This window comes from Candidatus Methylomirabilis sp. (genome assembly GCF_028716865.1).
Classification (GTDB): domain Bacteria; phylum Methylomirabilota; class Methylomirabilia; order Methylomirabilales; family Methylomirabilaceae; genus Methylomirabilis.
This window is the reverse complement of record NZ_JAQUOY010000017.1, coordinates 19,799-34,043: the sequence shown is the minus strand read 5'-3', so window position 1 is coordinate 34,043 and position 14,245 is coordinate 19,799. Positions and strand designations below refer to the sequence as shown.

The window sequence follows — 14,245 nt, the reverse complement described above, 5'->3', positions numbered from 1 at the left end:
AGTTCATAGTTCAGAGTTCATAGACGGAGGACACCCCAGATTTTCAGTAGAAGGGGGGCATGACTATGAACCATGAACTCTCAACCCTGAACTCGCATTGTGCCAAGGCCCGAAAATCGGGCCATTTTCGTTTGTATGGAACAGGAGAAACGAATGCCTGAGGAGCAACAGCCCATCTCGTTAAATCAGGTGGGCGAGGTCAGACCCACGGACATCCACGAGGAGATGCGCCGGTCGTATCTGGACTACGCCATGAGCGTCATCATCGGCCGGGCCCTCCCTGACGTGCGGGACGGACTCAAACCCGTCCATCGCCGGGTGCTCTATGCCATGCAAGAGCTGGGACTTACCTGGGGCCGCCCCCATAAGAAAGCAGCCCGCGTCGTGGGCGAGGTCCTGGGAAAGTACCATCCCCACGGTGACACGGCGGTCTACGATACGATTGTCCGCCTGGTCCAGGACTTTTCGATGCGATACCCTCTCATCGATGGCCAAGGCAACTTCGGCTCAGTGGACGGAGACGCGCCCGCAGCGATGCGGTATACCGAGGTCCGGCTGGCGAAGATCGCCCAGGAGATGCTCCGGGACATCGATAAAGAGACGGTGGATCTGGCGCCAAACTTCGACGATACACTCGAAGAGCCGACGCTGCTGCCGGCAGCGCTGCCAAATCTGCTGGTCAACGGCTCCTCGGGAATCGCAGTCGGGATGGCCACCAACATTCCGCCTCACAACCTCGGCGAGACGGTCGATGCTCTGCTGCTGCTGCTTGAGGACCCGGCCACGACACTGGATCGGCTGATGGCTGTGCTGCCCGGGCCGGACTTTCCAACGGGCGCCTATATCTATGGCAGGGCCGGGATCCGGGACGCCTACCTGACGGGCCGGGGCCTGGTCCGGATGCGCGCGAAGGCGTTTGTGGAGAAGGGCAGGGGCGGCAGGGAGAGTATCATTGTCTCGGCGCTACCGTATCAGGTGAACAAGGCGAAGCTGATCGAGCGGATCGCCGAACTGGTTCGAGATCGGAAGATCGAGGGGATCTCAGACTTGCGGGATGAGTCGGATCGGGAGGGGATGCGAATCGTCATCGAGCTCAAAAAGGACGAGATGGCCCCCCCAATCCTCAATCAGCTCTATAAACACACCGCAATGCAATCCACCTTCGGCGTGATTATGCTGGCCCTCGTGGACAACCAGCCGAAGGTGCTGGCGCTGAAGGAGACGCTCCAGCACTTCATCGATCACCGGAAGACCATCGTCATTCGGCGGACCCGCTTCGACCTCAGGAAAGCCGAGGAACGGGCCCACATCTTGGAGGGGTATCGGACTGCGCTGGACCATCTGGACGCGGTCATTGCCCTCATCCGCCGGTCCCGTTCGGTGGACGACGCCCGCGCTGGGTTGATGGACCAGTTCGGGATGAGCCAGATCCAGGCCCAGGCAATCCTCGATCTTCGCCTGCAGCGCCTGACACAACTTGAGCGACAGAAGATCCAGGACGAATACAGCGAGACCATAGCGGCCATCGAGCGGTACCGCGCCATTCTGGCCAGCGAAGCCCTGGTGTGCCAGATCATCAAGGAGGAGTTGGCGGCCTTGAGGGAGACGTATGCCGACCCACGCCGCACACAGATCCTCGAAGAGACGGCGGAGATCGAGCTGGAGGACATGCTGGCCGACGAGGAGATGGTCATTCCCATTACTCATAGCGGCTATATCAAGCGGAGCAACCTCAATGTCTATCGGAGCCAGCGCCGAGGAGGCAAGGGGATGACCGGGATGGCGACCAAAGAAGAGGACTACGTGGAGCACCTCTTCGTCGCCACGACCCACAGCTACCTCCTGCTCTTCACGAACCAGGGGAAGGTGCATTGGCTCAAGGTGCACGAACTGCCCCAACTCGGACATGCGGCGAAAGGCAAGCCCCTTATCAACTTCTTGCAACTGGGGGCCGAGGAGAAAATCACCACCATGATCCCGATCCGTCAATTTGAGGTAGATCGCTACCTTCTGATGGTAACCAAGCGGGGGATCATCAAGAAGACCGAGCTCAACGCCTACGACAACCCAAGGGCCGGGGGCATTATTGCTCTTACGCTGGATGAGGGGGACGAGTTGATTGCCGTCCGGATGACCAAAGGGGACGACGAGATCCTGCTTGGCACCAAGGGGGGGATGGCGATCCGATTTAAAGAGGACGAGGTCCGGCCTGTCGGACGGGGGGCCCGCGGCGTCAAGGGGATCTCGCTGGAAGCGAACGATGAGGTGGTTGGGGCCGAGGTGGTGTCGCAGGGCGCGGCAGTTCTCACGGTGACGGAGCGGGGGTACGGCAAGCGGACCGACCCCGAAGAGTACCGGTTGCAGAGTCGGGGCGGCAAGGGGATCATCAACATCCGGATCACCGACAGAAACGGTCCCGGGGTTGGGATGATGCTGGTGCGGCCCGGCGATCAGATCATGATGATTTCTCAGGAAGGAAGAATTACGAGGCTGCGAGTGGATGAGATCAGCCTCATCGGGAGGGCGACCCAAGGGGTGCGGCTGCAGGGACTCACGCCCAGCGATCGCGTGGCCGCAGTGACGCGGCTGGTGAGCGACGAAGATGGCGAAGGAGAGCCGGCAGCGTCGGAGCCCCTACCAGAACCGGGAGGGGAAGCGGATCCGCTCGACGAGGCTTGAGAGACGTCGGGGGGCGTGATATAGTGACCCCTCTGCCTACGCGACTGCGGCGGGTGCGGCGGGTGCCCGGGTGGAAACCTTAGACCAGAAGGACGGCCGTGCTGGATCTGAAATATGTTCGTGACAACGTCGAGATTGTGCGCGAGCGACTTGCAGCAAGAGGCGCTACGCCCTCAATTTTTGACGAGTTTGTTCAGCTCGACGTTGAGCGGCGAGCCATACTCGCCGAAGTGGAAAGGCTCAGGCAGAGGCGCAACGAGCTGTCCAAAGAGGTTGCCGAACTCAAGCGACAAGGTAAAAACACAAACGACGTCGTCGCACGAGTCACCACAGAGGCGCCGCTTCTCAATGGTCTGGAGAAACAACTCAAGGAAAAGGAAGAGATCCAACAGGAAGCCGCGCTGTTTCTCCCTAATCTGCCGCATGCTTCCGTCCCGATCGGAAAATCTGCCGAGGATAATGTTGAAGTCAGGCGATGGGGTGTCCCGCGTCAGTTTCACTTCGCGCCGAAATCTCACTGGGAGCTCGGAGAGGCACTGGGGATCCTGGACTTCGAGCGAGCGGCCGCGATCGCACAATCGCGCTTTGCCGTCCTCAAGGGGGTTGGGGCCAGGCTGGAGCGCGCGCTGGTCGGCTTCATGCTTGACCTGCATGGGAAGGAGCACGGCTACACGGAGGTCCTCCCGCCATTACTGGTGAACGCCGACGCCATGCGCGGGACGGGTCAGCTCCCCAAGTTTGGCGAGGAGCTTTTCAAGACCAAGGACGAGGGGCTCTACATGATCCCGACGGCAGAGGTCCCGGTGACCAACCTTCACCGCGAGGAGATCCTGCCGCCCGGAACGCTGCCTCTTTCTTACGTCGCCTATACCCCCTGCTTTCGGCGGGAGGCGGGCTCCTACGGCAAAGATACGCGGGGCCTCATGCGGCAGCACCAGTTCAACAAGGTGGAGCTGGTGAAGTTCGCAGAGCCCGAGCGCTCCTATGACGCGCTGGAAGAGATGACGCGGCACGCGGAGACGGTCCTGCAGCGGCTGGACCTGCCTTATCGGGTGGTGGCGCTCTGCACGGTCGACTTGGGGTTTGCGGCCGCAAAGACCTATGATATCGAGCTCTGGATCCCGAGCCAGGAGGCATATCGGGAGGTCTCGTCGATCAGCAACTGTGAGACGTTTCAGGCGAGGCGGGCCAATATCCGCTACCGGCCCTCGCCCAAGGCGGCACCGCAGTATGTGCACACGTTGAACGGGTCAGGGGTCGCGGTGGGGCGGACCTGGCTGGCGATCCTAGAGAACTTCCAGGAAGCCGACGGCACCGTCACGGTTCCGGAGGCGCTCAGGCCGTACATGGATGGCCTTGAACTGATCAGTAAGAACAGGGGTTAGGGGATAAGGGGCCAGGGAATAGTATTCGAGGGTCGAGAATTTGCCTTGCCCCCAACCCCAGATCCCTATACCCTGTTTTTCACGGAGGGGTGGCCGAGTGGTTGAAGGCGGCGGTCTTGAAAACCGTTAGGCGAAAGCCTCGTGGGTTCGAATCCTACCCCCTCCGCCACAAAAGAGCGGGGGATAGGGATTAGAGATTAGGGGTTAGAGTGTGAAGTGATGGTGGATGGGTTCCTGCACCCTACCCCCCCATCCCCTAACCCCTGTCGTTATGCGGAGAGGTGACCGAGTGGCCGAAGGTGCTCGCCTGCTAAGCGAGTCTGCGCCGAAAGGTGCAGCCCGGGTTCGAATCCCGGCCTCTCCGCCAATTTAAAAGCAGGGTATAGGGTGTAGGGTATGAGGGTATGGGCATGACCGAACGCAGACAGGTTATCGACGGCCAGGGCAGAATCTGGACGATTGCGAAGGTCCCGTGGAGAGAAGCAGAGAAAGAAGACTTTCGCTTCTGGTACGAAGAGCTCACCCCAGAGGAGCGTGTGGAGGCCGTCGCTGAGGCGTTGACAGCGTGTCTGCAAACGCGGGGGCGCAATGCCGTTCCAAGACTACGAAGAGTTCATCGCCGCATTGAACGCCCATGGAGTCCGGTATCTGGTGATCGGCGCCTACGCGGTCGCGTTCCACGCCCGTCCGCGCGCCACGAAGGATCTTGATATCCTGCTGGACCCCACTGCGGCGAACGCCCAGAGGGCTCTCGACGCGCTACGAGACTTCTTTGGAGACGTCGATCTGGGTTACGGGGTCGCAGATTTGACGGACCCGCGGTGGATTATCCAGTTGGGGGTTGCGCCGGTTCGAATAGACTTGGCCTCGCAGATACCGGGGTGCCGAAGCTTCGGTGCGGCATGGAAGAGAAAGACAGAGGCCATTTTTGGATCTGTCAAGACCTACTATCTTGGGCTTGACGATTTGATCCAGGCCAAAGAAGCAGCCGGCAGAGCCCAGGATCGTGCGGATGTGCGCGTCCTCCGGCGCGCCAAACGGGCGAAGAACAGCAGGGTATAGGCAGAACGCTGTCATCTGTCAGCCCTCAGCTAAAGCTGAAAGCTAACGGCTGATGGCTGTGCGCTGTTTGTCGTGGAGAGGTGCGAGAGTGGTTGAATCGGGCGGTCTCGAAAACCGCTGAGCGGGTAACTGCTCCGGGGGTTCGAATCCCCCCCTCTCCGCCATTGAAAAACAGGGTATAGGGTGAAGGGCATAGGGTTCAGGGTCAAAGGCGGAGATCAGAGCGTAGCTGTTCCCCCTCCACCCTACCCCCTATACCCTAAACCCTGAAGTTTTGTGGAGAGGTGCAGGAGCGGTTTAACTGGCACGCCTGGAAAGCGTGAGCAGGGGAAACTCTGCCCCGGGTTCGAATCCCGGCCTCTCCGCCATCAAAAACCAGGGTATGGGATTTAGGGGTTGGGGGTTAGGTGTGTAAAGATGGAAAGCGCTCTGATCACTGGTGGCGCGGGTTTTATCGGGTCGAATCTGGCTCTGGAACTGGAGCGGCGATACCCGGATATTCGGGTCACCATTGTCGATGATTTCCGCTCCGGCGAGTTCAGTAATCTGATTGGATTTCGAGGCGACCTGGTAGCCCAGGACCTCGCGTCGTTAGACCTCCTCGGCCGGTTTCAGCCGGGTGAATTTCGGGTGGTATTCCACCTGGCTTCCATCACCGATACAACCGTCACCGATGCGCGGCAGATGATCTGGAGTAACGTGGAGGGCTTTCGGCGGGTGGCGGAGTTTGCGCGCCTCTCCCAGACACCTCTTGTCTATGCCTCGTCGGCCGCTACTTACGGTGTCTGCCACTCGGGCCGGATGCGAGAAGACCAGGCTGCCCGCCCTGCCAATGTGTACGGCTTTTCGAAGGCGCTCCTGGAGAATCTGGCTCGGCGTTACGCTGACACCTCACGCGAATGGAGGGTCGTCGGGCTTCGGTATTTCAACGTGTACGGGCCGGGCGAATCCCACAAAGGCGCTGCTGCCAGCATGATCTATCAGTTGGCGGAGCAGATTCGAGCGGGCAAGCGACCGCGGATCTTTAAGCACGGGGAGCAAGCACGAGACTTTGTGTATGTCAAAGACGTGGTAGAGGCGACGCTGCTGGCCGCAGAGACCAATCACAGCGGCGTGTATAATGTCGGCTCCGGGCGCCCCACCTCGTTCAATGAGGTCATCGCACTCCTAAACAAAGCCCTGGGGACGGATCGTGATCCCGACTACTTCGATAACCCGTACCCATTCTATCAACCGCACACCGAGGCTGATGTGGCGCGTGCGCGCGCGGAGCTCGGATATGTTCCGAAGTATCCGATCGATCAAGGGATTGCAGAATACGCCAAGCAGTTGATGGAAGCCGACATGAGGCAGCCTGAGTTGCCATAAGCAGGAATAAGACTTGGCCGTGCTAGATGGGGAGTTAGCGGTGCCCTGTACCCGCAATCCGCTCTAGCGGGATCGAATCCCCGCCCGAGGTCTAAAGCCTTCGAGCGATGGCCAGCGATCGGCGTGATGATGGTTGGGTCCCGCGCAAGGAGAGTTTGTGAACCCCGCCAGGTCCGGAAGGAAGCAGCGGTAAACAAACAGGCTCCTGTGCCGCGGGGAAACCCGGCCGGAACCTCGGTCACTGGTGCAGCCCGGTAGCCGCGATCGACGGCGGGTGCACGGCCAATTAAGACAGGGTGTAGGGGGGGAGGGTTTAGGGTCTAGCAGGCCCTCCCCCCCTACACCCTATATACCCTAAACCCTATACCCTGGATTTCAGATGTCGTACCTCGTTCTCGCCAGGCGATGGCGACCCCGGAACTTCGATGAGGTGGTGGGCCAGCGAGCGGTCACCCAGACCCTGAAGAACGCGATCGCCAAAGATCGCATCGCCCACGCCCTGCTCTTTACGGGTCCGCGCGGGGTCGGGAAGACGACGACCGCCCGCATCCTGGCGAAGGCCGTCAACTGCGAGCGGGGCCGCACACCCGACCCGTGCAGCGAGTGCGCGAGTTGCAACGCGATTGCGGCGGGCCGCTCAGTCGACTGCCTGGAGATCGACGGCGCCTCCAATCGCGGGATCGACGAGGTCCGGGAGCTGCGCGAGATCGTGCGGTATGCCCCCTCGCGCGATAAGCACAAGGTGATCATTATCGATGAAGTCCATATGCTGACCGAGCCGGCCTTCAATGCGTTGCTGAAGACGCTCGAAGAGCCGCCACCCGGGGTGATCTTCATTCTGGCGACGACCCACGCGCACAAGATCCCACCGACCATTCTCTCGCGTTGCCAACGTCATGACTTTCGGCGGCTGGGACAGGAAGAGATTCTCCCGCGGCTTCAGCAGATCGCCTGTGAGGAAGAGGCGACCGTGTCAGACGGCGCCATGAAGGCGATTGCCCGCGCCGCAGAGGGGAGCCTCAGAGACGCCCAAAGCCTGCTGGATCAGGTCATCGCCTATAGCGGGAACGAGGTGAGCGAGGAGGACGTCGCAGTCGTGTTGGGGCTGGTGGAGGGGGAGCTGCTGGCGCAGACGACCCAGGCGATCATCGAGCGTGACGGCGGACTCGCCCTGGCGGTCGTTGAGTCGCTCAGCGCCCGGGGGGACGACCTTCAGCGGTTCTGCCAGGAACTGCTGGCCCACCTGCGCGATCTGATGATCTCAAAAGTAAGCAAAGACCCCACCCCACTGCTGCAGTTAAGCCGCGTGCCGCCGGAAACGGTTCGCTCACAGGCGGCAGCCCTGACGCTTGCAGACCTTGAAACGATCTTTCAGGTCCTGAGCCGGGCCGAGTTCGAGATGCGGCGCGCTCCGCATCCGCGGTTTGTCCTGGAGATGGCGCTGGTCGAGGCGACAGAGGCCCGGTCACTCCAAACCCTTGAGACGCTCCTGGATCGCCTGTCCGCCCTGGAGGAAAAATTGCTGGCCGGGCGGACAACCGCCACGGGGCTCGCGCCGCTCCCCCTGATCGCCGCTCCCCTCGCTCCCCCGCCCCTTGCCCCCCGCCCCCAGGTTGAAGCTGCGCCCCTCCCTCCTGCCGACAGCGCTCAGGGTCCTCAGGAAGGCTGGGCCCGCATCACGCGACTGCTGGAACGGAAGAAGCGGTCGCTTACCGCGTTGCTCGCCGAGGCCAAAGGAGTGGCGCTTGAGGGAGACAGGCTCATTGTGATGCTCGAAAACGGGACGCCCTTTGCGCGATCAACGCTGAACGACCTTGAAAACCGGCGCCTCGTCGCTGCGGCCGCGACCGAAGCCTTTGAGCGGCCCCTGACGGTTGAGTTTCGATTCAGCAGGCCAGACAATCCGCCTGTGGTGGGCGGTTCGGCCGGGCTCACCACAGGCCAGAGCGAGTTGCGTCAGCCTCCGCGATCGAGCGAGGCGCGCCGCGCGCCGCGCGAGCCCCGGCAGATAGCCGCCCCGGAGCAGCAGATGGCGCCATCTGATCAGGAGGCGCTACGGGGTCATCCCCTGGTGCGCCGGGCCGTGGAGTTGTTTGACGGCCAAGTCGTTCGGGTCAGGACGAAACAGCCCGAATAGGGCGTGTGGGAGAATGAGATGAAGAACTTCGGGAACATGATGAAGCAGGCTCAGCGAATGAAGGCTGAGATGGAAAAGATTCAGGCGGAGGCTGCGACAAAAAGGGTTGAAGGAACTGCGGGCGGTGGGATGGTTACGGTCGTCTGTAACGGTCAGGGCGAAGTCGTCGAGGTAAAGATCGATCCAGAGGTCGCCGGCCCGGACGAATTGGAGATGCTGCAGGACCTCGTTGTGGCGGCGGCCAATGAGGCGCTTCGAAAGTCTCGCGAGTTGATGAACCAGGAGATGGGTCGGCTGACCGGCGGGCTGGGACTGCCCCCGGGGCTGGTGTAGAGCAGCCGTGGCCCGCTATGCCCCGCCCCTGGTCCGGCTGATCGGCGAGTTGGTCCGCCTTCCCGGCATCGGCCCCAAGACTGCCCAACGCCTGACCTTCCACCTCCTCAAGGCCACCAAGGAGGAGGCGGTGGCGTTGGCCCAGGCCATTATCGAGCTGAAAGAGCGGATCCAGAGCTGTACCGTCTGCTACAACATCTCTGAGGGCGAGCAGTGCCCCATTTGCGCCGACCCGACTCGAGACGGATCGGCGCTGTGCGTGGTGGAAGAGGCCAACGACCTGTGGGCTATCGAGAAGACTGCCAGCTTCAAGGGGCGGTACCACGTGCTGGGGGGGTCGCTGTCGCCGCTGGAGGGACGCGGTCCCGATCAGCTCACGGCCAAGGCCCTTCTGCAGCGCCTGGATGGAGGGGAGATCAAAGAGGTGATCCTGGCCACGAATCCGAACGTCGAGGGTGAGGCGACGGCGATGTACCTCTCGCGCCTGCTGAAGCCATTGGCCATTCGGATCACGCGAATCGCTCGCGGCCTGCCGATGGGCAGTGACCTGGAGTACGCCGACGAAGTGACGCTTTCCAAGTCGTTGGAGGGGCGGCGTGAGGTGTAAGGCGATCGTGGCGCGCCAAAAAGTCGTTGCTCGTATCTACCAAATACGCTATAACTTAGGCAATTAGCGACCATTTCCGGTTTTCAGTCGGCAGCTCTTTGCTGACCGCTATATATAATTCTAGGGTTCTTAAGATTCCCCGGTAGCTCAACGGTGGAGCGAGCGGCTGTTAACCGCTAGGTTGTAGGTTCGAGTCCTACCCGGGGAGCCATTTCGTTATTATCGGAAATTGACTTGCTGGCATAGCGTATCCAACGCGTCTTTGTACATTCCGTTCGCCATGAGCCCGCCGAAGGGCGTAGTATTTCAATGAGTTCCGTTCATGGATTCGACAAGCTCACCACGAACGGAATGGAAAGAGATTTGCGAGGCACAACTCTAGGGAGACGAGATGCCCCAATATAGAGCGTTAGAGCAGTGGGTGGATCAGGTGGCGCGGGTGACCCGACCCGACCGTATCCACTGGTGCGATGGGTCAGAGGAGGAGCATCAGGTCCTGATTGAGGGGATGCTTCGCGACGGGACCTTGACTGGCCTGAACCATCAGCGCTACCCCGGGTGCTACCTGCATCGGAGCCATCCGTCGGACGTGGCCAGGACCGAACACCTGACCTTCATCTGCGCGTCTCGCAGGGAAGATGCGGGCCCGACCAATAACTGGATGGAGCCAAAGGAAGCGCGCGAGCAGGTTGGGAAGCTCTTTGAGGGCAGCATGCGGGGTCGGACGATGTTTATTGTCCCGTATCTTATGGGTCCGCCCGGCTCTCCCTACAGCAAGGTCGGCGTGGAACTGACCGACAGCCCCTACGTCGTCGTCAACATGCGGATCATGACCCGTATGGGGAAGATCGCACTTGAACGACTCGGCGACTCGGACGGCTTTGTACGCGGTCTGCATTCGCTCGGAGACCTGAGCCCGGACCGCCGCTTTATCCTTCACTTTCCGGAGGAGCGTCTCATCTGGAGCATCGGATCGGGGTATGGGGGCAACGCCCTGTTGGGAAAGAAATGCCACTCCCTTCGCATCGCCAGTTGGATCGGTCGAGAGGAGGGCTGGTTAGCCGAGCACACCCTGATTATCGGGCTGGAAGATCCATCGGGGCAGGTCACCTATATGGCGGCCGCCTTTCCCAGTGCTTGCGGCAAGACCAACCTGGCAATGCTTGTCGCCCCTCTACAGCTTTCTGGCTACAAGGTGTGGACCGTGGGCGATGACATTGCCTGGATGCACATCGGGCCAGACGGACGGCTGCGGGCCATCAATCCGGAGGCTGGATTCTTCGGTGTTGCGCCCGGCACCAGCGTCAAGACCAATCCCAACATCATGGCTGCGGTCGGTCGGAACACGATCTTTACCAACGTGGCCGTCACCCCGGAGGGAGAGCCGTGGTGGGAGGGAAAAGACGCGACACCGCTCGATGGCCTCATTGATTGGCGCGGCAACCCTTGGACGCCTGGAGAGGGGGCGGCCGCTCATCCTAATTCGCGTTTCACGCTTCCCGCCAGGCAGTGTCCGTCGATCTCCCCTCACTGGGAGGATCCGGAGGGCGTCCCCATCTCAGCGATCATCTTCGGCGGACGCCGCGCCCGGGTGGCGCCACTCGTTTACCAATCATATAGTTGGCAGCATGGCGTCTTCGTCGGGGCCGGCATGGCCTCTGAGACGACAGCCGCGCAGTCTGGTGCGGTCGGGGTCACCCGACGCGACCCGATGGCGATGATCCCATTCTGTGGCTATCATATGGCTGACTATTTCGCCCACTGGCTTGACATGGGTCCGCGGATCGCTCATCCTCCTGCGATCTTTCATGTCAACTGGTTTCGGACCGACCAGAACGACCGCTTCCTCTGGCCCGGCTTTGGCGAAAACATTCGCGTCCTCAAGTGGATCCTGGGGCGAGTGCAAGGCCAGGGCAAGGCCGTCGAGACCCCTATCGGCTTCGTTCCCACATCTGATGCGCTGGACCTGGAAGGGCTAAGGCTGCCGGCCGGAGCCATGGATGAGCTGTTGAGGATCGATGGCGATGCCTGGGCGGCAGAGCAGGAGGAGCAGGGCCTGTTTTTCGACCGGCTTGCCTCGCGCCTACCCGTCCAGATTCGGCAGGAGCATGAAATGCTCCGCCAGCGGCTCAGCCGCCTCAGCGTCCCCGTGAACGCCGCCGAGCCGCCGCGCACACCGTAGTCGCTAACCCTGCAGTCGATTCTTATTCCAATTCGCCCCTCACACGCAGAAGGGGGATTGCCAGTGCGATCCGAAGAGCCGACGATACCGAATCAAGCGCCGCGCGCCGAAATCGCTGAATACCGGCGGGCGGAGAAGGCCCTGCGGGAAAGCGAGGCAAAATATCGCGCGCTTGTCAGCGAGGTAAGCGACGGGCTGTTCGTCGTGGACGCTCAGGGAGTCATCACCTTCGCTAACCGGTCGCTGGCCAGGATCCATGGCGTTGAAACCCCGGAACAACTCGTAGGCCGCAGCTTCTTCGAACTCATCACCCCCGTTGAACTGAACCGCATCAAAGAGCTATTCGTCCGCGACGTGCAGACCGGGACCCCGACTGAGGCCGTAGCGACTGAAATTATGCGCCCGGATGGAGCGCGCGCGTTCGTTGAGGTGAAGCCGGTTCCTATCCTGGAGGATGGCAGGGTGGTGGGCTTCCAGGGGATCCTACGCGATGTGACCGAGCATAAGCGGTCGGAGCTCGCCCTGCGCAAGACGCACGACCTTCTTATGGCGGTGATTGAGGCCTCGCCAATGGGCATTACCGTTCTGGATCGCGAAGGCACTGTTAGGTTGTGGAACCGAGCAGCGGAACGAATCTTCGGCTGGCAAAAAGCAGAAGTCCTCGGACGCCCGCACCCCATCATCCCTCCGAACAAACACCAGGAGCATCTGGTCCTTCTCGGTCGGGCGCTGGCAGGGGAAACGCTCGCCGGCATCGAAGTTGTTCGTCAGAAGAAAGACGGCTCTCCGATCGATATCAGCCTTTGGACGATGCCGCTGCGTGATGGGGGTGGCGGTATTGACAGCGTCGTCGGTGTCATGGTGGATATCACTGGGCGCAAGCAGGCCGAGGGGCAACTCCGGCTTCAGGCCATGGCGTTGGAGGCGACTGCGAACGGCATTATCATTACCGATTGCAACGGTACGATCATCTGGGCCAATCCGGCCTTTGCCGAGCTGACAGGCTATAGTGCGGAGGAGACGATCGGGCGGACCTCGCGCATCCTCAAGTCCGGCGAACACGATCAGACGTTCTATCAGAATTTGTGGGAGACCATCCTGTCCGGGAGAGTGTGGCAAGGCGAGATCGTCAATCGCCGCAAGGATGGCAGCCTCTACACCGAGGACCAAACCATCACCGCAGTCCGGGACGAGCGAGGAGACATTTCCCACTTCATCGCCATCAAACGCGACATCACTGAGCGCAGACGCCTCGAAGAGCAGCTCAGCCAGTCGCAGAAGCTGGCGGCTGTCGGCCTCTTGGCTGGGGGGATCGCACACGATTTCAATAATCTCCTGAACGGGATTATCGGCTTCTCGGAACTCGCCTTGGGGGAGATGCCCCCGGAAAGCAAGGCATATCGTCGTCTCAGCCGCGTACCACAGATAGGCCGCCGAGCCGCGAGTCTTGTGAGTCAGGTGCTGAGCTTTGCGCGGAAGGCCCCGCTGCAACGCAATCCGCTTGATCTGAACGTGCCGCTCACAGAGACGGCGACGATGTTACAGCGAACTCTTCCCGAGACGATTACCATCACGCTGGAGCCGGCCCACGAGCCCCTCGTGGTCAACGCAGATGCCGCCCAGGTGCAGCAGATTATTCTCAATCTTGCCAACAACGCCCGTGATGCGATGCCCCAGGGTGGGACCCTGACCCTTCGGCTAGCGTCGGTTACGTTTATCGAGACGAGCCTGGATAGGTACCCGGAGCGTCGGTCGGGCGCCTTCGCCCGTCTGACTGTGGTCGATACCGGGACCGGCATCGCGGCTGCTATCCGGGACCGAATCTTCGAGCCCTTCTTTACGACCAAGGAGCCCGGCAGTGGGACCGGCTTGGGTCTGGCCTCGGTCTACGGGATCGTTCACCAGCACGAGGGTTGGATCGAGGTGGAGACGGCCGAAGGCCAAGGGAGCACCTTTCACATTTTCCTCCCTCTGGTTTCCGCTCCGGCAGAAGCTACGCCATCGCTCGCGAAGGCGCTGCCGCTGGGGACCGAGACGCTCCTGTTGGTGGAGGACAACCCGATGGCCCGAGAGTTGGGAGAGGTCCTCCTGAGTGACCTTGGATACACTGCCCTCAGCGCCGCAGATGGCGTCGAGGCGCTAGCGATCTTCCAAGCGCACCCCGACATCGCCCTGGTCCTTACCGACGCCATTATGCCCCGGATGGGGGCGGCAGACCTGATCCCTGCCCTGCGCGCCCTCAACCCTGACATCAGGGTGCTGGTCGCCACCGGCTATGCCCCGGACGAGATTCAGCATAGCCTGAAAAGCTCGGGAGTTGCCGGTTATGTTCGGAAGCCGTTTTCTAAGGCCGACCTGGCTACTGCAATCCGCACAGCCATCGATGCTCACGCGCCTGCCGGGCGCTTACCGGGGAGTTCAGACGCGACCGCCTGAGGGGGAGGCCGCCGTTCGATCAGCGAGTTGTTTTTTCCGCTTCATGGGATAAAATG

9 protein-coding genes, 5 tRNA genes and 1 other RNA gene are annotated in these 14,245 nt (G+C 61.3%); all 15 read left to right on the top strand.

All coding sequences use genetic code 11. From position 1 onward, the window contains the following. The first annotated feature begins 153 nt into the window (after positions 1–153). The 15 genes from gyrA (at position 154) to PHV01_RS08090 (ending at position 14,189) form a co-directional block, all read left to right on the top strand. Positions 154–2,679: a DNA gyrase subunit A gene (gyrA, locus tag PHV01_RS08160; protein WP_337290658.1), complete on the top strand. Its 2,526-nt coding sequence runs from the start codon at positions 154–156 to the stop codon at positions 2,677–2,679. 98 nt (positions 2,680–2,777) lie between these two features. Next, positions 2,778–4,064 (top strand): serine--tRNA ligase, encoded by a 1,287-nt coding sequence (gene serS / locus PHV01_RS08155; protein WP_337290657.1) that lies wholly within the window; start codon positions 2,778–2,780, stop codon positions 4,062–4,064. An 83-nt stretch (positions 4,065–4,147) separates the two neighbouring features. Next, a tRNA-Ser gene (locus PHV01_RS08150) sits at positions 4,148–4,233 on the top strand. Positions 4,234–4,339: 106 nt separating this feature from the next. After that, positions 4,340–4,431 (top strand) — tRNA-Ser (locus PHV01_RS08145). Positions 4,432–4,652: 221 nt separating this feature from the next. Beyond that, positions 4,653–5,126, top strand: a complete 474-nt coding sequence (locus tag PHV01_RS08140; protein ID WP_337290656.1) for a nucleotidyltransferase — start codon at positions 4,653–4,655, stop codon at positions 5,124–5,126. Positions 5,127–5,200: 74 nt separating this feature from the next. Further along, a tRNA-Ser gene (locus PHV01_RS08135) sits at positions 5,201–5,290 on the top strand. 114 nt (positions 5,291–5,404) lie between these two features. Continuing rightward, a tRNA-Ser gene (locus PHV01_RS08130) sits at positions 5,405–5,494 on the top strand. 49 nt (positions 5,495–5,543) lie between these two features. After that, positions 5,544–6,494 (top strand): ADP-glyceromanno-heptose 6-epimerase, encoded by a 951-nt coding sequence (gene rfaD / locus PHV01_RS08125; protein WP_337290655.1) that lies wholly within the window; start codon positions 5,544–5,546, stop codon positions 6,492–6,494. Between the two features lie 17 nt (positions 6,495–6,511). Continuing rightward, positions 6,512–6,776, top strand: an RNA gene (ffs, locus tag PHV01_RS08120) — signal recognition particle sRNA large type. Positions 6,777–6,873: 97 nt separating this feature from the next. Beyond that, positions 6,874–8,631: a DNA polymerase III subunit gamma/tau gene (dnaX, locus tag PHV01_RS08115; protein ID WP_337290654.1), complete on the top strand. Its 1,758-nt coding sequence runs from the start codon at positions 6,874–6,876 to the stop codon at positions 8,629–8,631. A gap of 18 nt (positions 8,632–8,649) precedes the next feature. Then, the gene (locus PHV01_RS08110; protein WP_337290653.1) at positions 8,650–8,964 is read left to right on the top strand and encodes a YbaB/EbfC family nucleoid-associated protein; all 315 of its coding nucleotides are present in this window, start codon (positions 8,650–8,652) and stop codon (positions 8,962–8,964) included. Between the two features lie 7 nt (positions 8,965–8,971). Then, a complete protein-coding gene (gene recR, locus PHV01_RS08105) occupies positions 8,972–9,571 on the top strand; it encodes a recombination mediator RecR (RefSeq protein WP_337290652.1) in 600 nt (199 codons plus the stop codon). Between the two features lie 136 nt (positions 9,572–9,707). After that, positions 9,708–9,782: transfer RNA gene (locus tag PHV01_RS08100), tRNA-Asn, on the top strand. A 180-nt stretch (positions 9,783–9,962) separates the two neighbouring features. Continuing rightward, on the top strand, positions 9,963–11,753 hold the full coding sequence (locus tag PHV01_RS08095; RefSeq protein ID WP_337290651.1) for a phosphoenolpyruvate carboxykinase (GTP): 1,791 nt from the start codon (positions 9,963–9,965) through the stop codon (positions 11,751–11,753). Positions 11,754–11,816: 63 nt separating this feature from the next. Next, complete coding sequence (locus PHV01_RS08090) at positions 11,817–14,189, top strand: PAS domain S-box protein (RefSeq protein ID WP_337290650.1); 2,373 nt, start codon at positions 11,817–11,819, stop codon at positions 14,187–14,189. The last annotated feature ends 56 nt before the right edge of the window (positions 14,190–14,245 follow it).